At 70.0% G+C, this 18,817-nt stretch carries 20 protein-coding genes; 15 read left to right on the top strand and 5 right to left on the bottom strand.

Annotated features, from left to right (window positions below; translation table 11 throughout):
- The first annotated feature begins 247 nt into the window (after positions 1 to 247).
- The 10 genes from ACGFZW_RS32960 to ACGFZW_RS32915 all read left to right on the top strand — a co-directional run bounded on the left by ACGFZW_RS32960 (position 248) and on the right by ACGFZW_RS32915 (position 8,794).
- Positions 248 to 691 (top strand): hypothetical protein, encoded by a 444-nt coding sequence (locus tag ACGFZW_RS32960; protein ID WP_393896967.1) that lies wholly within the window; start codon positions 248 to 250, stop codon positions 689 to 691.
- A gap of 279 nt (positions 692 to 970) precedes the next feature.
- Positions 971 to 1,768: a F0F1 ATP synthase subunit A gene (atpB, locus tag ACGFZW_RS32955; RefSeq protein ID WP_393896997.1), complete on the top strand. Its 798-nt coding sequence runs from the start codon at positions 971 to 973 to the stop codon at positions 1,766 to 1,768.
- Positions 1,769 to 1,844: 76 nt separating this feature from the next.
- Complete coding sequence (gene atpE / locus ACGFZW_RS32950; protein ID WP_393896966.1) at positions 1,845 to 2,096, top strand: ATP synthase F0 subunit C; 252 nt, start codon at positions 1,845 to 1,847, stop codon at positions 2,094 to 2,096.
- A gap of 39 nt (positions 2,097 to 2,135) precedes the next feature.
- A complete protein-coding gene (locus tag ACGFZW_RS32945; protein WP_393896965.1) occupies positions 2,136 to 2,702 on the top strand; it encodes a F0F1 ATP synthase subunit B in 567 nt (188 codons plus the stop codon).
- Positions 2,699 to 3,514, top strand: coding sequence for a F0F1 ATP synthase subunit delta (locus ACGFZW_RS32940; protein WP_393896964.1), 816 nt, complete (start codon positions 2,699 to 2,701; stop codon positions 3,512 to 3,514). Before ACGFZW_RS32945 ends, ACGFZW_RS32940 begins: the two co-directional genes overlap by 4 nt.
- Positions 3,515 to 3,732: 218 nt before the next feature.
- Positions 3,733 to 5,325 (top strand): F0F1 ATP synthase subunit alpha, encoded by a 1,593-nt coding sequence (atpA, locus tag ACGFZW_RS32935; RefSeq protein WP_393896963.1) that lies wholly within the window; start codon positions 3,733 to 3,735, stop codon positions 5,323 to 5,325.
- A 20-nt stretch (positions 5,326 to 5,345) separates the two neighbouring features.
- Positions 5,346 to 6,260, top strand: a complete 915-nt coding sequence (locus tag ACGFZW_RS32930; protein ID WP_393896962.1) for a F0F1 ATP synthase subunit gamma — start codon at positions 5,346 to 5,348, stop codon at positions 6,258 to 6,260.
- Positions 6,261 to 6,265: 5 nt separating this feature from the next.
- Positions 6,266 to 7,708, top strand: a complete 1,443-nt coding sequence (gene atpD / locus ACGFZW_RS32925; RefSeq protein ID WP_393896961.1) for a F0F1 ATP synthase subunit beta — start codon at positions 6,266 to 6,268, stop codon at positions 7,706 to 7,708.
- A gap of 110 nt (positions 7,709 to 7,818) precedes the next feature.
- Positions 7,819 to 8,202, top strand: coding sequence for a F0F1 ATP synthase subunit epsilon (locus tag ACGFZW_RS32920; protein ID WP_393896960.1), 384 nt, complete (start codon positions 7,819 to 7,821; stop codon positions 8,200 to 8,202).
- Positions 8,203 to 8,344: 142 nt separating this feature from the next.
- Positions 8,345 to 8,794, top strand: coding sequence for a DUF2550 domain-containing protein (locus ACGFZW_RS32915; protein ID WP_393896959.1), 450 nt, complete (start codon positions 8,345 to 8,347; stop codon positions 8,792 to 8,794).
- 82 nt (positions 8,795 to 8,876) lie between these two features.
- Here ACGFZW_RS32915 and ACGFZW_RS32910 read toward each other — a convergent pair whose 3' ends face one another.
- Positions 8,877 to 9,566 (bottom strand): response regulator, encoded by a 690-nt coding sequence (locus ACGFZW_RS32910; protein WP_393896958.1) that lies wholly within the window; start codon positions 9,564 to 9,566, stop codon positions 8,877 to 8,879.
- Positions 9,563 to 10,792: a sensor histidine kinase gene (locus tag ACGFZW_RS32905; RefSeq protein ID WP_393896957.1), complete on the bottom strand. Its 1,230-nt coding sequence runs from the start codon at positions 10,790 to 10,792 to the stop codon at positions 9,563 to 9,565. Before ACGFZW_RS32905 ends, ACGFZW_RS32910 begins: the two co-directional genes overlap by 4 nt.
- A gap of 165 nt (positions 10,793 to 10,957) precedes the next feature.
- Between ACGFZW_RS32905 and ACGFZW_RS32900 the strand changes: the two genes are divergently transcribed.
- The gene (locus tag ACGFZW_RS32900; RefSeq protein ID WP_393896956.1) at positions 10,958 to 11,545 is read left to right on the top strand and encodes a hypothetical protein; all 588 of its coding nucleotides are present in this window, start codon (positions 10,958 to 10,960) and stop codon (positions 11,543 to 11,545) included.
- A 42-nt stretch (positions 11,546 to 11,587) separates the two neighbouring features.
- Here the strand turns inward: ACGFZW_RS32900 and ACGFZW_RS32895 are convergent, their stop codons facing one another.
- The 3 genes from ACGFZW_RS32895 to ACGFZW_RS32885 are packed head-to-tail and all read right to left on the bottom strand — an operon-like array spanning position 11,588 to position 13,766.
- On the bottom strand, positions 11,588 to 12,160 hold the full coding sequence (locus ACGFZW_RS32895) for a cob(I)yrinic acid a,c-diamide adenosyltransferase (RefSeq protein WP_393896955.1): 573 nt from the start codon (positions 12,158 to 12,160) through the stop codon (positions 11,588 to 11,590).
- 10 nt (positions 12,161 to 12,170) lie between these two features.
- A complete protein-coding gene (locus ACGFZW_RS32890; protein WP_393896954.1) occupies positions 12,171 to 12,929 on the bottom strand; it encodes an ABC transporter permease in 759 nt (252 codons plus the stop codon).
- A gap of 54 nt (positions 12,930 to 12,983) precedes the next feature.
- Complete coding sequence (locus tag ACGFZW_RS32885) at positions 12,984 to 13,766, bottom strand: ABC transporter ATP-binding protein (RefSeq protein WP_393896953.1); 783 nt, start codon at positions 13,764 to 13,766, stop codon at positions 12,984 to 12,986.
- 80 nt (positions 13,767 to 13,846) lie between these two features.
- Here ACGFZW_RS32885 and ACGFZW_RS32880 point away from each other — a divergent pair, with 80 nt between their 5' ends.
- The 4 genes from ACGFZW_RS32880 to ACGFZW_RS32865 all read left to right on the top strand — a co-directional run bounded on the left by ACGFZW_RS32880 (position 13,847) and on the right by ACGFZW_RS32865 (position 18,815).
- The gene (locus ACGFZW_RS32880) at positions 13,847 to 14,488 is read left to right on the top strand and encodes a TetR/AcrR family transcriptional regulator (RefSeq protein ID WP_393896952.1); all 642 of its coding nucleotides are present in this window, start codon (positions 13,847 to 13,849) and stop codon (positions 14,486 to 14,488) included.
- Positions 14,489 to 14,645: 157 nt separating this feature from the next.
- Positions 14,646 to 15,494, top strand: coding sequence for a 3-hydroxyacyl-CoA dehydrogenase family protein (locus ACGFZW_RS32875; RefSeq protein WP_393896951.1), 849 nt, complete (start codon positions 14,646 to 14,648; stop codon positions 15,492 to 15,494).
- 158 nt (positions 15,495 to 15,652) lie between these two features.
- Positions 15,653 to 15,976: an STAS domain-containing protein gene (locus ACGFZW_RS32870; protein WP_393896950.1), complete on the top strand. Its 324-nt coding sequence runs from the start codon at positions 15,653 to 15,655 to the stop codon at positions 15,974 to 15,976.
- A gap of 283 nt (positions 15,977 to 16,259) precedes the next feature.
- Positions 16,260 to 18,815 carry an ATP-binding protein gene (locus ACGFZW_RS32865; protein WP_393896949.1) on the top strand — a complete coding sequence of 852 codons (2,556 nt, stop codon included), beginning with the start codon at positions 16,260 to 16,262 and terminating at the stop codon, positions 18,813 to 18,815.
- Positions 18,816 to 18,817: the final 2 nt, after the last annotated feature.

The raw sequence follows: 18,817 nt of genomic DNA, 5'->3' as shown, positions 1-18,817 counted from the left end.
GGTGGTTGGCCTCATACCAGACAAAAGGCCAGCCGTCAGTGCACCAACGCGCGCGTTCACGCTCAGGTGTGACAGGGTCCACACGAACAGGTAAAGACCTCATCAAATAGTTTGTGATACCGTTCACGAAACCCGGCGATAGAGCCGAAGGGCCGTAGTGCGACGGTCTTTTGGCCTCAGGTTCAGCCTCAGGCCGGGACTACGCTCGTCCCTGACGACAACCCCCACCCCTTGCCGGAGCGCCGCCATGCAGTCGAATGACGCCCGACTACTCCTTCACGCCCTTGTGCCCACGCTTGCCATCGGCGCCATCGCCGTTGCCGTCAGCGCTGTGGTCGCAGGCGGGACGGGAGCGATCGGCGCCGTCATCGGCACCGCGCTGGTGGTGCTCGTGATGGGTGCCGGGCTCGTCGTCCTGCAGAGCACCGCCCGGAACCACCCGCAGCTGTTCCAGATGATGGGACTCCTGCTGTACACGGTGCAGATTCTGGCCGTCCTTGTCTTCCTGCTGGCGTTCAAGGACACAACGCTCTTCGACACAAAGGCTTTTGCGTTCACGTTGCTCGGCACCACTCTCGTGTGGATCGCGGCACAGACCCGCGGTCACATGAAGGCGAAGACCCTGTACGTCGACCCCGACCCCGACTCCGCGGAAGCGAAGAAGGCGGAGACGGCGGGGTCGCCGACGTGACACGTAGGGCCGGAATAAAAGCCCCCTTGCGGGCCTGCTATCGTCCGGTGCCAACTGCGGCACAGTTGGCGCAGGCGGCTGAGCGCCCCGGTTCCACGGGATGGAACGGGCAGTCCTCATGGCCCATGCCTGTGATCCGACCCGGCCCAGCGCCGACCAGCCGCCCCCACATCCGTAAGACCAGTCCAGTGCCGCACCGTGGCTCAACGCCGCGCCGACACAACGAGGTTGCCGTACCCATGCGCCACGCTGAAGGAGCCCGCGGTGAGTGCTGAAACGATGCTCGCCTTCGACACGGAGTGCCACCTCTTGATTCCGGGGTGTGGCTTCGAGGCCCCGGGTCTTCATTCGTTCGTCTTCGAGCCCCTCTTCACGGTCGGTGGCTTCGAGTTCAACAAGCCGATGCTGCTGGCCTTCCTCAGCACCGTCGTCGTTGTGTGGTTCTTCTGGGCCGCATTCGCCAAGGCCAAGGTTGTTCCCGGAAAGCTGCAAATGGTCGGCGAAGCGGGCTACGACTTCGTCCGCCGGGGTCTGGTCTATGACGCGCTGGGCAAGAAGGAGGGCGACAAATACGTCCCCTTCATGGTCGCCCTGTTCTTCTTCGTCTGGATCATGAACCTCTGGTCCATCATCCCGCTGATGGCGTTCCCCGTGACCTCGGTCATCGCCTTCCCGGCGGGTCTCGCGCTGATCGTCTACATCCTCTGGATGTACCTGACGTTCAAGAAGCACGGCTTCGTCGGCGGCTGGAAGAACATCACCGGTTATGACAAGTCGCTCGGCTGGGTTCTGCCGCTGATCGTCGTCATCGAGTTCTTCTCCAACGTGATCATCCGGCCGTTCACGCACGCAGTCCGGCTCTTCGCGAACATGTTCGCGGGCCACATGCTGATCTTGATGTTCACCATCGCCAGCTGGTACCTGCTGAACGGCATCGGCATCATCTACGCCGGCGCCTCGTTCGTCATGACCCTCGTGATGACGGCCTTCGAGCTCTTCATCCAGGCCGTTCAGGCGTACGTCTTCGTCCTCCTGGCCTGCAACTACGTTCAGGGCGCGCTCGCCGAGCACCACTGAGCGCCCCGACTCCCCGCCCAACAGCTGTCCGGTGGCCAACCCCCACCGGTCCGTGAAATGAGAAGGAAGTAACGGCATGTCCGCTGCTCTCGAAACCGTCAACCTTGCCTCCGCGGATGCCTTCACCGGCAGCGCCAGCGCCATCGGCTACGGCCTGGCCGCGATCGGCCCCGGCGTCGGCGTCGGCATCATCTTCGGTAACGGCACCCAGGCCCTGGCCCGTCAGCCCGAGGCTGCCGGCCTGATCCGCACCAACCAGATCATGGGTTTCGCGTTCTGTGAGGCGCTCGCCCTGATCGGCATCGTCATGGGCTTCGTTTTCAAGTAAACGAACCATCGACATTCGATTCAGACGGAAGGCACTGATGTGAACGCCCTGGTGAACATGGCGGCGGAGGTTCCTGAGAACCCGCTGGTCCCGCCGATTCCAGAGCTGGTCATCGGCCTGATCGCTTTCTTCATCGTCTTCGGCTTCCTCGCCAAGAAGCTCCTCCCGAACATCAACAAGGTTCTGGACGAGCGTCGGGCGGCGATCGAAGGCCGCATGGACGATGCCGAGGCGAAGCAGGCCGAGGCGCAGCAGGTGCTCGAGGACTACCGGGCACAGCTCGCCGACGCCCGCCACGAGGCCGCGCGTCTGCGCCAGGAGGCGCAGGAGCAGGGCGCGACGCTCATCGCCGAGATGCGCGCCGAGGGCCAGCGGCAGCGTGAGGAAATCATCGCTGCCGGTCACGCCCAGATCGAGGCGGACCGGAAGCAGGCCGCTCAGTCGCTGCGCCAGGACGTGGGCTCCCTCGCCACCGAACTGGCCGGCAAGCTCGTCGGCGAGTCCCTCGAGGACCACGCCCGGCAGAGCCGGACCATCGACCGCTTCCTCGACGAGCTCGAGGCCAATGCGGCGTCGGACACGACGAAGGCTGAGGCCGGCCGATGAATGGAGCGAGCCGCGAGGCACTCGCCTCCGCACGCGAGCAGCTCGACGCGCTGACGGACAACACCTCCGTCGACGCGGCGACGCTCGCCGAGGAGCTGGCTGCCGTCACCGCTCTGCTCGACCGCGAGGTGTCGCTGCGTCGGGTCCTGACCGACCCGGCGCAGACCGGCCAGGCGCGAGCCGAGCTGGCCGAGCGCCTGCTCGGTGGCCGGGTCGGCGGCCCGACCGCCGAACTGGTCAGCGGCATGGTCCGCTCCCGCTGGTCGCGCTCGCGTGACCTGGCGGACTCGATCGAGGAGCTGGCCTACAGCGCCGACCTCGTCGCGGCCCAGCGGGCCGGTCAGCTCGACGACGTCGAGGACGAACTGTTCCGGTTCAGCCGGATCGTCACCTCGAACCCCGGGCTGCGCAGTGCGCTGACCGACCAGAACGCCTCGGTTGCGGCCAAGACGGAGCTGCTGCGCTCGCTGCTGGGCGGCCGGGCCAACCCGGTCACCGAGCGAGTGGTGGTCCGTCTTGTCGGACAGCCGCGGGGCCGTAGCCTGGAAGCAGGGTTCGACGCCCTCTCCAAGCTTGCGGCGAGCCGCCGGGACCGCATGGTCGCGGTGGTCACCTCCGCGGTGCCTCTCAGCGAGGGGCAGCGTCAGCGCCTCGGCGCTGCGCTGGCCGCGACGTACGGACGGCAGATCCACCTGAACCTCGACGTGGACCCCGAGGTCCTCGGCGGTGTGCAGGTGCGCATCGGCGACGAGGTCATCAACGGGACCATCGCGGACCGCCTCGCCGAGGTGGCCCGACGGATGGCCGGCTGAGTCACCCACCAACTCAAGAGCTGCACAGCCGGCGGATGGACGCCGGGCCAGAAACGGCCGGATCGAAAGGTCCGGCTGCGGTCCGGAAGCCACCCCGGGGACACAGCACAAGCATGACGGCGGCCCGAGTTGGGCCGTAAGCGGAAACCCCCTGGGGGACAGCCCCCCAGACACCCGCAAGTAACTTCGGGCCCAACATAGGAGAGCAGGGAACCCAGATGGCGGAGCTCACGATCCGGCCGGAGGAGATCCGGGACGCGCTGGAGAACTTCGTCCAGGCGTACAAGCCGGACGCGGCCTCGCGCGAGGAGGTCGGCACGGTCAGCGAGGCCGGAGACGGCATCGCGAAGGTCGAGGGCCTTCCCTCGGCGATGGCGAACGAGCTGCTGAAGTTCGAGGACGGCACGCTCGGTCTTGCGCTCAACCTCGAAGAGCGCGAGATCGGTGCGGTTGTCCTCGGCGAGTTCAGTGGCATCGAGGAGGGCCAGCCGGTGCAGCGCACCGGTGAGGTGCTCTCGGTCGCCGTGGGCGAGGGCTACCTCGGCCGCGTCGTCGACCCGCTGGGCAACCCGATCGACGGCCTCGGCGAGATCGAGTCCGAGGGCCGCCGCGCCCTGGAGCTGCAGGCTCCGGGCGTCATGGTCCGTAAGTCGGTCCACGAGCCGATGGAGACGGGCTACAAGGCCGTCGACGCGATGACCCCGATCGGCCGTGGCCAGCGTCAGCTGGTCATCGGCGACCGCCAGACCGGCAAGACCGCCCTGGCCGTCGACACGATCATCAACCAGCGCGACAACTGGCGCTCGGGCGACCCGAAGAAGCAGGTCCGCTGCATCTACGTCGCCGTCGGCCAGAAGGGCTCCACCATCGCGTCGGTGCGCGGTGCGCTGGAGGAGGCCGGTGCCCTGGAGTACACCACCATCGTCGCCGCCCCGGCGTCCGACCCGGCGGGCTTCAAGTACCTGGCGCCCTACACCGGTTCGGCCATCGGCCAGCACTGGATGTACCAGGGCAAGCACGTCCTGATCGTCTTCGACGACCTGTCGAAGCAGGCCGACGCCTACCGCGCCGTGTCGCTGCTGCTGCGCCGCCCGCCGGGCCGTGAGGCCTACCCGGGTGACGTCTTCTACCTGCACTCGCGTCTGCTCGAGCGTTGCGCCAAGCTCTCCGACGACCTGGGCGCCGGTTCGATGACGGGCCTCCCGATCGTCGAGACCAAGGCCAACGACGTCTCGGCGTTCATTCCGACCAACGTCATCTCGATCACCGACGGCCAGTGCTTCCTGGAGTCCGACCTGTTCAACGCGGGCCAGCGCCCGGCGCTGAACGTCGGTATCTCGGTCTCCCGTGTCGGTGGCTCCGCCCAGCACAAGGCCATGAAGCAGGTCTCGGGCCGGCTGCGCGTGGACCTCGCCCAGTACCGCGAGCTGGAGGCGTTCGCCGCCTTCGGTTCGGACCTGGACGCGGCCTCCAAGGCGTCGCTGGAGCGTGGTAAGCGCATGGTGGAGCTGCTCAAGCAGAGCCAGTACGCGCCCTTCTCGACCGAGCACGAGGTCGTCTCCATCTGGGCCGGCACCACCGGCAAGATGGACGACGTACCGGTCGAGGACATCCGCCGCTTCGAGCGGGAGCTCCTGGACTACCTGGGCCGGGAGAAGAAGGACCTGCTGACCAGCATTCGCGAGGGCGGCAAGATGTCCGACGACACCATCCAGGCGCTCACCGATTCCGTCGCCGCCTTCAAGCAGCAGTTCGAGACCTCGGACGGCAAGCTGCTCGGTGAGGACGCTCCGGTCAGCACCGCCAAGTGACGACGGAAGGGACCTGATCCATGGGAGCCAAGCTCCGGGTCTACAAGCGTCGCATCCGCTCCGTCACCGCGACCAAGAAGATCACCAAGGCGATGGAGATGATCGCCGCCTCGCGCATCGTCAAGGCACAGCGCAAGGTGGCGGCGTCGACGCCGTACGCGAGTGAACTGACCCGCGCGGTGACAGCGGTTGCCACCGGCTCGAACACCCAGCACGCCCTGACCACCGAGGTGGACAACCCGGCCCGTGCCGCGGTGCTGCTCATCACGAGCGACCGTGGTCTGGCCGGCGGCTACTCCTCGAACGCCATCAAGGCCGCCGAGTCGCTCACCGAGCGCCTCAAGGCCGAGGGCAAGGACGTCGAGACGTACATCATCGGCCGCAAGGGTGTGTCGTACTACGGCTTCCGTGAGCGCCAGGTCGCGGAATCGTGGACCGGCTTCACCGACAGCCCGACGTACGCGGACGCCAAGGCCGTGGCCGGCCCGCTGATCGCGGCGGTGCAGAAGGACACGGCCGAGGGCGGCGTGGACGAGCTCCACATCGTCTTCACCGAGTTCGTGTCGATGATGACGCAGACGGCTGTCGACAAGCGTCTGCTGCCGCTCCACCTCGGCGAGGTGGAGGCGGAGGAGTCGTCCAAGGGCGAGATCCTTCCGCTGTTCGACTTCGAGCCGTCGGCCGAGGACGTCCTCGACGCCCTGCTGCCGCGGTACGTCGAGTCGCGGATCTACAACGCACTGCTGCAGGCCGCCGCCTCCAAGCACGCCGCCACGCGTCGTGCGATGAAGTCGGCGACCGACAACGCAGAAGAGCTCATCAAGTCGCTCTCGCGGCTTGCCAACGCGGCCCGACAGGCCGAAATCACCCAGGAAATCAGCGAGATCGTCGGTGGTGCCAGTGCTCTGGCCGACGCGACCGCGGGGAGTGACTGACCACTATGACCACCACTGTTGAAACGGCCACGGCAACGGGCCGCGTCGCCCGGGTCATCGGCCCGGTCGTCGACGTGGAGTTCCCCGTCGACGCGATGCCGGAGATCTACAACGCGCTGCACGTCGAGGTCGCCGACCCCGCCGAGCAGGGCAAGCTCAAGACGCTGACCCTTGAGGTCGCCCAGCACCTGGGCGAGGGCATGGTCCGCGCCATCTCGATGCAGCCCACCGACGGTCTGGTCCGCCAGGCCCCGGTGACCGACACCGGCGACGGCATCACCGTTCCGGTCGGCGACATCACCAAGGGCAAGGTGTTCAACACCCTTGGCGCCATCCTGAACGAGCCGGAGGCGGAGGCTCAGGTCACCGAGCGCTGGCCGATCCACCGCAAGGCCCCGGCCTTCGACCAGCTCGAGTCGAAGACCGAGATGTTCGAGACCGGCCTGAAGGTCGTCGACCTGCTGACCCCGTACGTCAAGGGCGGCAAGATCGGTCTGTTCGGTGGTGCGGGCGTCGGCAAGACCGTCCTCATCCAGGAAATGATCATGCGTGTGGCGAAGCTGCACGAGGGCGTTTCCGTGTTCGCCGGCGTCGGCGAGCGCACCCGTGAGGGCAACGACCTCATCGACGAGATGACGGACTCCGGCGTTCTGGAGAAGACCGCGCTGGTCTTCGGCCAGATGGACGAGCCCCCGGGCACCCGTCTGCGCGTCGCGCTGGCCGGTCTGACCATGGCGGAGTACTTCCGCGATGTGCAGAAGCAGGACGTGCTGTTCTTCATCGACAACATCTTCCGCTTCACCCAGGCCGGTTCCGAGGTCTCCACCCTGCTGGGCCGCATGCCCTCCGCGGTGGGCTACCAGCCGAACCTGGCGGACGAGATGGGCCTCCTGCAGGAGCGCATCACCTCGACCCGTGGTCACTCGATCACCTCGATGCAGGCGATCTACGTCCCCGCGGACGACCTGACCGACCCGGCCCCGGCGACGACCTTCGCGCACCTCGACGCGACGACCGTTCTGTCGCGTCCGATCTCGGAGAAGGGCATCTACCCGGCGGTCGACCCGCTGGACTCGACGTCCCGCATCCTGGACCCGCGCTACATCTCGCAGGACCACTACGACGCGGCCTCCCGCGTCAAGGGCATCCTGCAGAAGTACAAGGACCTGCAGGACATCATCGCCATTCTCGGTATCGACGAGCTGGGCGAGGAGGACAAGCTGGTTGTCCACCGTGCCCGTCGTATCGAGCGCTTCCTGTCGCAGAACACCCACGCGGCGAAGCAGTTCACCGGTCTCGACGGATCGGACGTTCCGCTGGACGAGTCGATCGCGGCCTTCAACGCGATCGCCGACGGCGAGTACGACCACTTCCCCGAGCAGGCGTTCTTCATGTGCGGTGGTATCGAGGACCTGAAGAACAACGCCAAGGAGCTGGGCGTCTCCTGACCCCGTGCTCGCGGTCCCGGGGGCGGCCCTGTCCGCCCCCGGCCCGTACGACCACTAGTATTTGACCCAACATCTGCCGAGCCTGGCAGGTGGAGACCCGAGGAGCCATCGTGGCTGAGCTGCACGTCGAGTTGGTCGCAGCCGACCGTCAGGTCTGGTCCGGCGAGGCCAGCCTTGTCGTCGCGCGCACCCCGTCGGGCGACATCGGCGTCATGCCCGGACATCAGCCGCTGCTCGGCGTGCTGCAGTCGGGCCCGGTGACGATTCGTACGACCGGCGAGAGCGGGGACGGCACCGTCGTCGCCGCTGTGCACGGCGGCTTCATCTCGTTCGCCGACAACAAGCTGTCTCTGCTCGCGGAGATCGCGGAACTGTCGGACGAGATCGATGTCCAGCGCGCGGAGCGGGCCCTGGAGCGAGCGAAGTCGGAGGCCGACGCGGCCGCCGAGCGTCGCGCCGATGTCCGACTGCGTGCGGTGACGGGCGTTCACTGAGCCCCGCCACCGACGAGATCGATCCTCAGCCGCGGGCTGCCCGGACTCCTCCGGAGCGGCCCGCGGCTGAGGCAATGCAGGTGCGTTTCCGTCCCCCGGACTCCGTCCGGGGTACCTCATCGAGGCGAGGAGGTCGGTCGAGATGGTCCTCGCTCTGCTTGTGAGCGGCGCGGTCGTGCTGGTGGTGCTGCTGGGGCTGTTCGTCTTCGGGCTGAGGCGGCGGCTCATCCAGCGGTCCGGCGGCACGTTCGACTGCAGCTTGCGCTGGGACGTTCCGGAGACCGAGACGGAGCCCAGCGGCAAGGGCTGGATCTATGGCGTGGCGCGCTACAACGGGGACCGGATCGAGTGGTTCCGGGTGTTCTCCTACGCGCCCAGGCCCCGCCGCGTCCTGGAGCGCTCCGCCATCGAGGTCGTCGAGCGCCGCACTCCCCAGGGTGAGGAAGAGCTGGCGCTGCTCTCCGACTCCCTCGTGCTCGCCTGTCGCCACCGCGGTACGCGGCTGGAACTGGCGATGAGCGAGGACGCCCTCACCGGCTTCCTCGCCTGGCTGGAGGCGGCTCCGCCCGGCCAGCGCGTCAATGTGGCGTGAGCGAGGAACCATGTGTGGCACGGCGCCCCGAACGGCGGTCCCGGCACGGGTGAACGCCGGCTGAGCAGCGGCACCCCTCTCGTCACGGCGCGTCGACCCCCAACTCCTGTGCCAGTACCGCGGCTTGTACCCGGCTGCGCAGGCCCAGCTTGGCCAGCAGCCGGCTGACATGTGTCTTGACGGTCGCCTCCGCCATGGTCAGCCGCATCGAGATCTCGGCGTTCGACAGCCCCCGCCCCAGACAGCCGAGCACCTCGCGCTCGCGCCGGGTGAGCGCGTCCAGAACGGCCGGATCAGGGGCATCACCGGCCGGCGCCCGCCGCACACCCGCACCCGGGTCGGCGAACTCCGCGATCAGCCGGCGGGTCACCGCCGGGGCGATCAGCCCGTCGCCGGACGCCACCGTCCGCACCGCTGCCAGCAGGGCGGCCGCGTCGCTGTCCTTCAGCAGGAATCCCGCGGCGCCCGCCCGGAGCGCCCCGAAGATGTACTCGTCCAGATCGAACGTGGTCAGCACCAGGACGTCCGCCAGGCTCTCCGCGACGACCTGCCGGGTGGCGGACACCCCGTCGAGCCGGGGCATCTGAATGTCCATGAGCACCAGGTCGGGGCGCAGCTCGCGGGCCAGGCACACCGCTTCCTCGCCGTCCGCGGCCTCCCCGACGACGTCGATGTCGGGGGCGGAGCGCAGGATGAGCACCAGACCGGCGCGTACGGCGGACTGATCCTCCGCGACGAGGACCCGGATCGGCCGCGGGGTGGCGTCTGTCATCGTCCCTCTCCCTCCTCGGGCGCCGGCAGGACTGCCCGCACCTGCCAGAACCGACCGGCCGGGCAATTCTCCGGGCCGGCCTCGAACGCCCCGCCCAGCAGGGCGACCCGCTCGCGCATCCCGACGAGCCCGGCGCCGGATCCGGGCGCTCGGGGCCGTGGCCGCTCGGCGAACGGGCTGCTGACGGTGACGGTCAGCGACGCGCCCCGCTCATGGGTGATGCGGACCCGCACCTCGCCCGGTGCCGCGTGCTTGAGCGCGTTGGTCAGCGACTCCTGCACGATGCGGTACGCGGCGAGCTCGACGGGAGCGGCCACCGCGGACCGGCTGCCGTCGGCGGACCGGGCGTCGTCCAGGACGAAGGCCAGTCCGCTGCTCGCGCCGTTCGTCCCGGCCTTGGCGAGCAGCGCGTCGAGACCGTCGAGGGTGGGCGTCGCGGCCGGCTCCGCGGTGCCGCCGGGCGCTCGGGGGTCCCGCAACAGACCGATCAGACGACGCATTTCGGCCAGACCTTGCACGCTGTTCTCGCGGATCACACCGAGCGCCTCACGTGTCGCCGCCGGGTCGTCGAGGGTCTGCGCCGCGGTGGTGTGGATCGCGATGGCGGACAGGTGGTTGGCGACCACGTCGTGCAGCTCGCGCGCCATGCGGGCGCGTTCGCCTGCGACCGCCTGGGCCCGGTCGATCTCGGCGAGCAGCGCGGTCTGCTCGGCACGCAGCCGGGCGGCCTGCGCGGCGTCCCGGTGGTTGCGGATGATCAATCCGGTCCAGGCAGGGGCGACGGTGCCCAGGGCGATGGCGATGCTGAGCGTCACCACCTGGGGGTCGTGCCGGAACGCGGTGAGCACGACGGTCGCCAACACCGTCACCAGCACCGAGCACTGCGGGATCCGGCGAGCGGCGGCCGGGCTGCCGTAGAGGACGGCCGCGTAGATCAGGTCCGTGAACATCAGGACGGTGGCGATGAGGGTGCCGGAGCAGATGTCCAGGGCCAGCGCCGCCAGCGCGATGCCCAGACCGGTCATCGGGGCGGTACGGCGCAGCAGCTCGGCCCCGGACATGATGGCCAGCGCGACGAGGGTGAGCGCCGCCGGCAGGCCGAGGAGCGGCGGACCGCCGTGCAGATCCAGCGTCCAGAGCAGCAGCCCGCCGAGCAGGCCGCCGCCCGCGATGAGCACATCCACGCGGTGCGGCCGGCCGGGAGCGGTGGAGGATCTGGCGGTCACCCCACCATCAAACAGGGAGCCGGGGCCCGCCGCCTCCACGTCCGGACCAGGATTCCCGCCGGTCGACTACATCGAAAGATGCAGTCCTCAATCGTCGCGCGCGACGACGTGGCGGGCGAACGCCGCTGCGAGCCTTGAGGTGTTCGTCCCGAGAGGAGAGACACCGTGGTCGTCACGTTGATCATCGTCTGCGAGGTCGGCTTCTGGGTGCTGCTCGTCGCCGGTCTGGCGCTGCGCTACCTGGCCCGTATGCCGCGCACCGGAGCCGCGGTGCTGCTGATGGAACCGCTGCTGGAACTGACCCTGTTGGTCGTCACCGCGATCGACCTGAGGAACGGTGCGACCGCGGACTGGAAGCACGGCCTGGCCGCCGTCTACATCGGCTACACGGTCGCCTACGGGCACTACACCATCGCCTGGGTGGACGGGCACTTCGCGCATCGCTTCGCCGGCGGACCTCCGCCGGTCAAGCCCCCGCGGTACGGTCTCGCCCGCGCCGGGCACGAGGGGAAGCTGTGGCTGCGTACGGTGCTGATGGCAGCCGTCGCGTCGGGTCTGCTCCAGCTGGCGATCTGGTTCGTCGGCGAGGGCGGTGACACCGCGTCGCTGCGGGGGTGGCAGATGACCACGGGCCGGATGGTCGCGATCCACGGCCTGATCGCCCTGACGTATCTCCTCTGGCAGAAGAAGGACCCGGGCGGCCCCGCGTCCCCCGGGGAGCAGGCCGACGCGCAGGAGAAGTCCCTTCGCTGACGCCCGGATCCCGGGCCGGGGCGGCCCGGGCCGGTGTCCGCTCTAGCGCTCGCCGCCCGGCACCCACAGCACGTCGCCGACCTCCTTGTTGGCGCTGCGCGCGAGGATGAACAGCAGGTCGGAGAGCCGGTTGAGGTAGGTGGCGGTCAGCGGGTTCATCGTCTCGCCGTGCTCATCGAAGGCCGCCCAGGTCGAACGCTCCGCGCGGCGCACGACGGTGCACGCCTGGTGGAGCAGGGCCGCGCCGGCCGTGCCGCCGGGGAGGATGAAGCTGCGCAGCTTCTCCAACTGCTCCAGGAAGCGGTCGCAGTCGGCCTCCAGCTTGTCGATGTAGGTCTGCTCGACGCGCAGTGGCGGGAACTCGGGGTTCTCCACCACGGGGGTGGAGAGGTCGGCGCCGACGTCGAAGAGGTCGTTCTGCACCCGCAGCAGCACCGCGGAGACGTCGTCGGGCAGTGAACCGAGCGCCAGGGCCACGCCGATGGCGGCGTTGGCCTCGTTGGCGTCCGCGTACGCCGAGATCCGGGAGTCGGTCTTGGCGGTGCGGCTCATGTCGCCGAGGGCGGTGGTGCCCTTGTCGCCGGTGCGGGTGTAGATGCGGGTCAGATTCACCATACGGACGACCCTACGCCGCGGACTTCTTGAAGGCCCGTGTGCAAAGCGTCACGGAGACCAGGGTCAGCGCGAGTGCGACGAGGGCGCCGCGGAGCAGGGCGGCGGAGGCGTAGTCCCCGGTGAACGCCTCCCGGACCGCGTCGACGAGATAGCGGAACGGCATCACGTGCGAGAGCGCGTCGAGCCACCCCGGCCCCAGGGTCATCGGCAGCATCAGCCCGGACAACAGCATCGACGGCATGGTGACGGCGTTGATGACGGGAGCGAACTCCTGGGGGGTGTTGACCTTCAGGGCCAGCGCGTGGGACAGCGAGGAGAGGGCGAGGGTGAGGACGGCGACGAACGCGAGGCCGATGAGGACGCCGGACAGCGGGGCGCGCAGACCCATCGCGACGGCCGCCAGTACGAGCAGCACCGACTGGAGGACGAGCAGCGCGACGTCCCGCAGCACCCGACCGAGCAGCAGCGCCGGCCGGCTGACCGGGGTCACGCGCATCCGCTCCACGACGCCGAACTGCTTCTCCAGGAGGATGCCGAATCCGCAGAACCCGCCGCCGAACAGGGCGAGTTGGAGCAACAGGCCGGGCACCAGAACCTGCCAGGAGCTGGTCCCGGCGGGGCCGAGCGGCAGACCGGTGAGCAGCGGACCGAAGAACAGCAGGTACAAGAGCGGCATCAGCAGTCCGAAGAGCATCTGAAGCCGGGAGCGCAGGGTCTGCCGGGCGTACCGCCCGAAGATGAGAGCGGTGTCGGTGAGCAAGGTGGGCATCGGGGGACTCCTGGAGGGGCGGGGGAGGGCGCGGCGGACGGGCGGCCGTGGAGCTCAGACCGCGACGGGGGCGTTGTCCCCGGGGGCGGCGCCGCGTCCGGTGATGGCGAGAAAGGCGTCCTGCAGTGACGCGTCGGCGGATCCGGCGTACGCGGTCTTGAGCGCCCTCGGAGTGCCCTCGGCGACCACCACGCCCTTGTCGACGATCACCAGGCGGTCGGCGAGCGCGTCGGCCTCGTCCAGGTAGTGGGTGGTCAGGAACACCGTGGTGCCGTGGTCGGCGCGGATGCGGCGGACCAGCTCCCACAGGCCGGCCCGGCTGCCGGGGTCCAGGCCGGTCGTCGGCTCGTCGAGGAAGAGCACCTCGGGGCGGTGCACGAGGCCCATCGCCAGGTCCAGCCTTCGGCGCTGACCGCCGGAGAGCGTGGCGGTCTTGCGGTCGAGCAGCTCGGTCAGGCCCAGTTCGGCGGCCAGTTCCTCGGTACGGGCGAGCGCGCGGTGCTTGGTCAGGCGGTAGAGGCGGGCCTGGGTGACCAGCTCCTCGCGCACCGAGACGTGCGGGTCGACGCCGCCGGACTGGGCGACGTACCCGGATGCGCGGCGCACTCCCGCAGGGTCGCGGACCAGGTCGCAGTCGGCCACGGTCGCGCTGCCGCCGGTGGGTGCCAGCAGCGTGGTGAGCATCCGCAGGGTGGTGGTCTTGCCCGCCCCGTTGGGGCCGAGGAACCCGAGGATCTCGCCGCGTTCGGCGCTGAGGTCGATGCCGCGCACGGCTTCGACGGGACCCCTCTTGGTGGTGAAGGTCCGGGCGAGTGCGGACGCGTTGATGGCTGGCATGGAGACAGAAAAACAGAGCACCACCAAAATTGCAATGCCTCCAAAATTTAACGGAACCCAGTGAAGGGTAGGGTGAAGGCATGGCAGAGGGGCTCAGGGAACGGAAGAAGCGGCAGACCCGGCAGCACATCTCGGACGTGGCCACCGGCCTGTTCCTGGAGCGCGGCTTCGACGCGGTGACCATCGCCGAGGTCGCCGAGGCCGCCGATGTCTCGGTCAACACCGTCTACAACTACTTCCCGGCGAAGGAAGACCTCTTCCTCGACCGCAGCAAGGGCCTGGTGGACCGGCTGTCGCGTTCCGTGCGCGGCCGCGACAAGGGCGAGTCCGCGGCCACCGCGGTGCTGCGCGAACTGCGCGAGGAGGCCGTCGCCGTCTCGCCGTCACTCGGGCTGATCGACGGCTACGACCGCTTCATGCGGGTGGTCCACGACGCCCCCACCCTCAAGGCCCGGCTCTGGTACCTCCAGCAGGAAAGCCTGGTCAACCTGGAGGACACCCTCAGGGAGGAGACCGGCGCCGGCCCCGCAGACCCGCTGCCGCTGCTCGTCGCCGGCCAGATCTCCTGGGTGCACTCCACCGTCATCGGCGCCATCGCCCGCGAGATGCTCGCCGGCCGTACCGCCGCCGAGGTGTCCAGGGATGCGCTGGTCCTGCTGGACGAGATGGCGGAACTGCTGAGCGGAAAGGTGCTCAACTACGCCGTACGGGCGGACGAATGACGGCCGGGTGGCGGGTTTACGGCCATGGTCGGCACCCCATCGGTGTGATGTCCGTCATCTGAGACGTGACGCGCATCTCTTCCCTACCAAACGATCGCTCACGACCGCTAACGTCGCCCTGAGAGCAGTCAAGTGCACAGGGTGTTAGGGGACAGCAGTGGCAAGGAAGCTCGCCGTCATCGGAGCCGGACTCATGGGTTCGGGCATCGCGCAGGTCTCCGCCCAGGCGGGCTGGGACGTCGTCCTCCGCGATGTGACGGACGGGGCGCTGGCCCGTGGCAAGGGTGGCATCGAGGCGTCGTACGAGAAGTTCGTCGCCAAGGGGAAGCTGGAGGCGTCCGCCGCCGAGGAGGCGCTGGCCCGGATCACCACCACGACCGAGCTGGAAGCCGTCGCCGACGCCGACATCGTCGTCGAGGCCGTCTTCGAGCGGATCGAGGTCAAGCGGGAGATCTTCCAGGCGCTGGACAAGCTCGCCAAGGACGACGCGGTGCTGGCCTCCAACACCTCCGCCATCCCGATCACCAAGATCGCCGCCGCCACCTCGCGGCCCGAGCGGGTCGTGGGGACGCACTTCTTCTCGCCGGTGCCGATGATGCAGCTGTGCGAACTGGTGCGCGGCTACAAGACCAGCGACGAAACCCTCGCCACCGCACGGGAGTTCGCCGAGTCCGTGGGCAAGACCTGCGTCGTCGTCAACCGCGACGTCGCCGGCTTCGTCACCACCCGCCTCATCACGGCGCTGGTCGTCGAGGCCGCGAAGCTGTACGAATCCGGCGTGGCGACCGCCGAGGACATCGACATCGCCTGCAAGTTGGGCTTCGGCCACGCGATGGGACCGCTGGCCACCGCCGACCTGACCGGCGTCGACATCCTTCTGCACGCCGCCGACAACATCTACACCGAGTCCCAGGACGAGAAGTTCGCGTCGCCGGAGATCATGCGGCGAATGGTCGATGCGGGCGATATCGGCCGCAAGAGTGGGCAGGGCTTCTACGAGCACTGAGACCGCGTCAGGTGCCCCGTCAGCCGGGGCACCCGATTGCCTCACCCCTGGGGGTGAATTCGGTATCGGTTCGCTTACAGGCGGCAACTTCGCCGCATGAGAGGCAGTCAGTTCTGTAGACGCCATCGCACGAGTACCCATCACTTCGGGGAGCGCATATGCACATCAGGGGCGACCACGTCGAGCTGGTCGTCGGGGGCCGCCTCGACGTCCGCAGCGCGGCGGACGCCCGTACGGCCCTGCACACCGCCGTCGACTCCGGTCGCGGGGATCTCGTGCTGGACCTGACCGAGCTGGATTCCTGGGATGCCACCGGCCTCGGCGTGATCATGGGTGTGCACCGCCGGGCCGGCCGGGTCAACAGGCGGCTCGTCCTGCGCGGCGTGCCACCTCAGATGCAACGCCTCCTGGTCGCCACCCGCCTGCACCGCATCCTCGCCATCGAGGGCGGCATCGAAGCGGAATCGCTTCCTCGCGTGTGACGCAAGGGCCGTGGCGGCCGGCCCGCCCCGCAGCGCCGACCTCGCGCAGGGGCGGCAAAAGCCGCACACCATCTGACTTCCACTACGGCGGGATGTTCCGGTCATCGCCGGACCCCGGCGATGCGTCGGCCCGCACTCCAGGTCTAAGGTTCGCATCCCCGCCCCACGCCACGGCAGCGGCGGGCACCGGACCGGACGCGACGGCTGAGACACCCCGGCCGGAGCCGGGGGAGTGCGGACGGCCGGAGGAGCAGTCGGCACGCCACGTCTGGGGGCTTTGAGCATGGACCGGAACACCCACCGGGGGCCTGAGGAGTACGGCACGCAGGGTAGCCCTGCCGAGCCGCCGGCACCCGCTTTCGGCAGCGCGCCCAGCGGCTCCGACGGACCGGTCCGCGTCGTACGGCTCGTCTCGGGCAACTACCTCGTCACCGTCAATCCCGTCGACGGCAGCGAGATAGAGCCCTGCCCGCCCGGAGAGCGCCCCGCCACACCCGGCAAGCTCACCCCACAGGAACGGGCCGCGGCCACCCGCGCAGCGGCACCGCCGCTGCCCGCAACCCCGCCCGGATTCGCCGGCCACGAAGCCGCCCTGGAAGAGCGCGCGGAGGAAACCGAGCGCCTGGCCCGGCTGCTCTCCCGCGGCCGCTCCGTACGCGTCACCGGCCCCTCGGGTACGGGCCGCACCCGGCTGCTGGAAGCCGTCGCCACCGCCTGCGCCGACCTCGCCCCCGACGGCGTCGTACGCCTCTCCGGCTACCACCGCACCCCCACCGACGTCCTCCACGCGCTGGCCGCCGCGGTCCACCGCCTCCCGCAGCACCGTCCGGACCGACCGGAGCTGTTGCAGCTGCTCGGCGGCATCGGCGCGATCGTCGTCCTCGACGACCTGGAGTTCGGCGGCGCCGCGCTCGACGAACTCCTCGACGCGACCCCCGAATGCGCCTTCCTGATCGGTGTCACCCCCGACGTCGCGCCGCCCGGCCCCGGCTCCCACCTCGAAGAGGTCTTCCTCGGCGGCGTCGGCCGGAACGGCTGCGTACGACTGCTGGAACGTGCCCTGAGCCGGCCCCTCACCCACGAAGAGGCGGCCTGGGCGGCGGACCTCTGGTTCGAATCCGAGGGCCTGCCGCTGCGGTTCGTGCAGGCCGCGGCCCTGCTGCGGCAGCGCGAGAAGCTGAGCGCCGGGCCCGGCGCTCTCGACGACGGCTACGGCCTCTTCCCCGAGGAATCCCGGGACGCGGACGCCGAACCCACAGCAACCCCCGAACCCGCCGACGCCCCGCTGCCCTCCCGCGCCGAGGCCGCCTCCCCCGCTCCGCTGCTCGCCGCCGGGCTCGGCGCCGCCGCCCAGGAGACCCTGCGCTTCGCCGTCGCGCTGGGCGGCGAACTGCCGCACCAGGCACATCTGCCCGCGCTCACCCAGGACACCCACGCCGACGCCGCGCTCGCCGATCTGCTGGCCTGCGGCCTGATCACCCCCGCCGGAAGCCACTATCGGCTCGCCGCGACCGTCCAGGACCAACTGGAGGCAGCCGGCTACGCCGAGGGCGCCATCGGCCGGGCCCACACCGCGGCCCAGCACTACGCCTGGTGGGCCGGCCACCCCTCGGTCACCCCCGAGCGGGCCGCCGCCGAGGCCGACGCGGTGCTGGCCGCCATGGGCGTACTGACCGGCAGCCGGGAGAGCGGACACGCCAGTGCGGCCGTGCTGCTCGCCCGTACCGCCGCACCGGCGTTCGCCGCGGCGCTGCACTGGAGCGCCTGGGAGCGCAGCCTCCGGCACGGCCAGGAGGCCGCGCGACTGGCCGGCGAGGTGGCGGAGGAGGCCTACTTCCACCACGAGCTGGGCGTCCTGGCCCTGTGCTCCGGCAACGTCGACCGGGCACGGGCCGAACTGGAGGCGTCCATCGGGCTGCGCGGTGTGCTCTCCGACCGTGACGGCGCGGTGGCCGGCCGGCGAGCCCTGGCGCTGGTCACCGACCGGACGCGGGCCGCGTCCACCGCCGCCACCCCGGCCCGCCTCCCACAGACCGCACCGGGCACGAAGACTCCCGGCGCCACGACTCCGGCGGCGAAGTCGCTCGGCACGCCGCCCGCCCCGGCCGACAGCGGGCCCACCGCCGCGGTGCGCATCTCGCGCACCGGGGAGACGGCCGCGACGGTCGTCGCCCGGGGAGCCGCGTCCTCCGCGACGGCAACTGCAGGCGGCGACGCTGCCGGCACCGGGCGGTCCGCCGCCCGCGGAGCCCGCCGCAATCTCGTCGCCGCGGGCGCCGGCGCTCTGCTCGTCGCCGTGCTGGGCACCGTCGTCACCCTCGGCGTCACCTCGGACGACGACGCCAAGGGCGACCGCACCGGCACGGAACAGGGCACGGACGACGGCGGCAGCACCGACCTGCCCGCCGACGGGCCCGACACGGGCGCGAGCCTGCCGCCCACCCGCACCGGCACCGCCCAGGAGGGCGCCCCCGACCACCGCGACAGCCCGTCCCCGTCGAACAGCGGCTCCGCCACCAGCGCGGCGCCGACGGACACCGGCAGCGGGCCGACGGATGGCACGACCGGTCCGACGGAGCCGACAGGCAAGCCGACCCGCCCCACCGGTAAGCCGACCCGCCCCACCCACCCCCCGACCGAAGAGCCCACCGACCCGACTCCCACAGACGAGCCGACCGGCGAACCCACGGACCCGACGCCGACCGGCGAGCCCACGCAGAAGCCGACGACCCAGAGCCCGTCGCAGACGACCGCAGGCGCCGCGGCACCCACCCAGGAGGCTGCGCCCTCCGGCGACGGCGGCTCCACTTCGTCCGCCGAGCCCACACCCGCCGGCTGACA

Source organism: Streptomyces sp. NPDC048248 (assembly GCF_043201875.1).
GTDB lineage: Bacteria > Actinomycetota > Actinomycetes > Streptomycetales > Streptomycetaceae > Streptomyces.
Note: the sequence above shows the minus strand (reverse complement) of the source record. Positions and strands in the feature narration are given on the sequence as shown.

Coding starts and splice junctions, on each gene's coding strand:
- ACGFZW_RS32960 (WP_393896967.1), top strand. CDS start 248: ATGCAGTCGAATGACGCCCGACTACTCCTTCACGCCCTTGTGCCCACG.
- atpB (WP_393896997.1), top strand. CDS start 971: ATGCTCGCCTTCGACACGGAGTGCCACCTCTTGATTCCGGGGTGTGGC.
- atpE (WP_393896966.1), top strand. CDS start 1,845: ATGTCCGCTGCTCTCGAAACCGTCAACCTTGCCTCCGCGGATGCCTTC.
- ACGFZW_RS32940 (WP_393896964.1), top strand. CDS start 2,699: ATGAATGGAGCGAGCCGCGAGGCACTCGCCTCCGCACGCGAGCAGCTC.
- atpA (WP_393896963.1), top strand. CDS start 3,733: ATGGCGGAGCTCACGATCCGGCCGGAGGAGATCCGGGACGCGCTGGAG.
- ACGFZW_RS32930 (WP_393896962.1), top strand. CDS start 5,346: ATGGGAGCCAAGCTCCGGGTCTACAAGCGTCGCATCCGCTCCGTCACC.
- atpD (WP_393896961.1), top strand. CDS start 6,266: ATGACCACCACTGTTGAAACGGCCACGGCAACGGGCCGCGTCGCCCGG.
- ACGFZW_RS32915 (WP_393896959.1), top strand. CDS start 8,345: ATGGTCCTCGCTCTGCTTGTGAGCGGCGCGGTCGTGCTGGTGGTGCTG.
- ACGFZW_RS32910 (WP_393896958.1), bottom strand. CDS start 9,566: ATGACAGACGCCACCCCGCGGCCGATCCGGGTCCTCGTCGCGGAGGAT.
- ACGFZW_RS32895 (WP_393896955.1), bottom strand. CDS start 12,160: ATGGTGAATCTGACCCGCATCTACACCCGCACCGGCGACAAGGGCACC.
- ACGFZW_RS32890 (WP_393896954.1), bottom strand. CDS start 12,929: ATGCCCACCTTGCTCACCGACACCGCTCTCATCTTCGGGCGGTACGCC.
- ACGFZW_RS32885 (WP_393896953.1), bottom strand. CDS start 13,766: ATGCCAGCCATCAACGCGTCCGCACTCGCCCGGACCTTCACCACCAAG.
- ACGFZW_RS32880 (WP_393896952.1), top strand. CDS start 13,847: ATGGCAGAGGGGCTCAGGGAACGGAAGAAGCGGCAGACCCGGCAGCAC.
- ACGFZW_RS32870 (WP_393896950.1), top strand. CDS start 15,653: ATGCACATCAGGGGCGACCACGTCGAGCTGGTCGTCGGGGGCCGCCTC.
- ACGFZW_RS32865 (WP_393896949.1), top strand. CDS start 16,260: ATGGACCGGAACACCCACCGGGGGCCTGAGGAGTACGGCACGCAGGGT.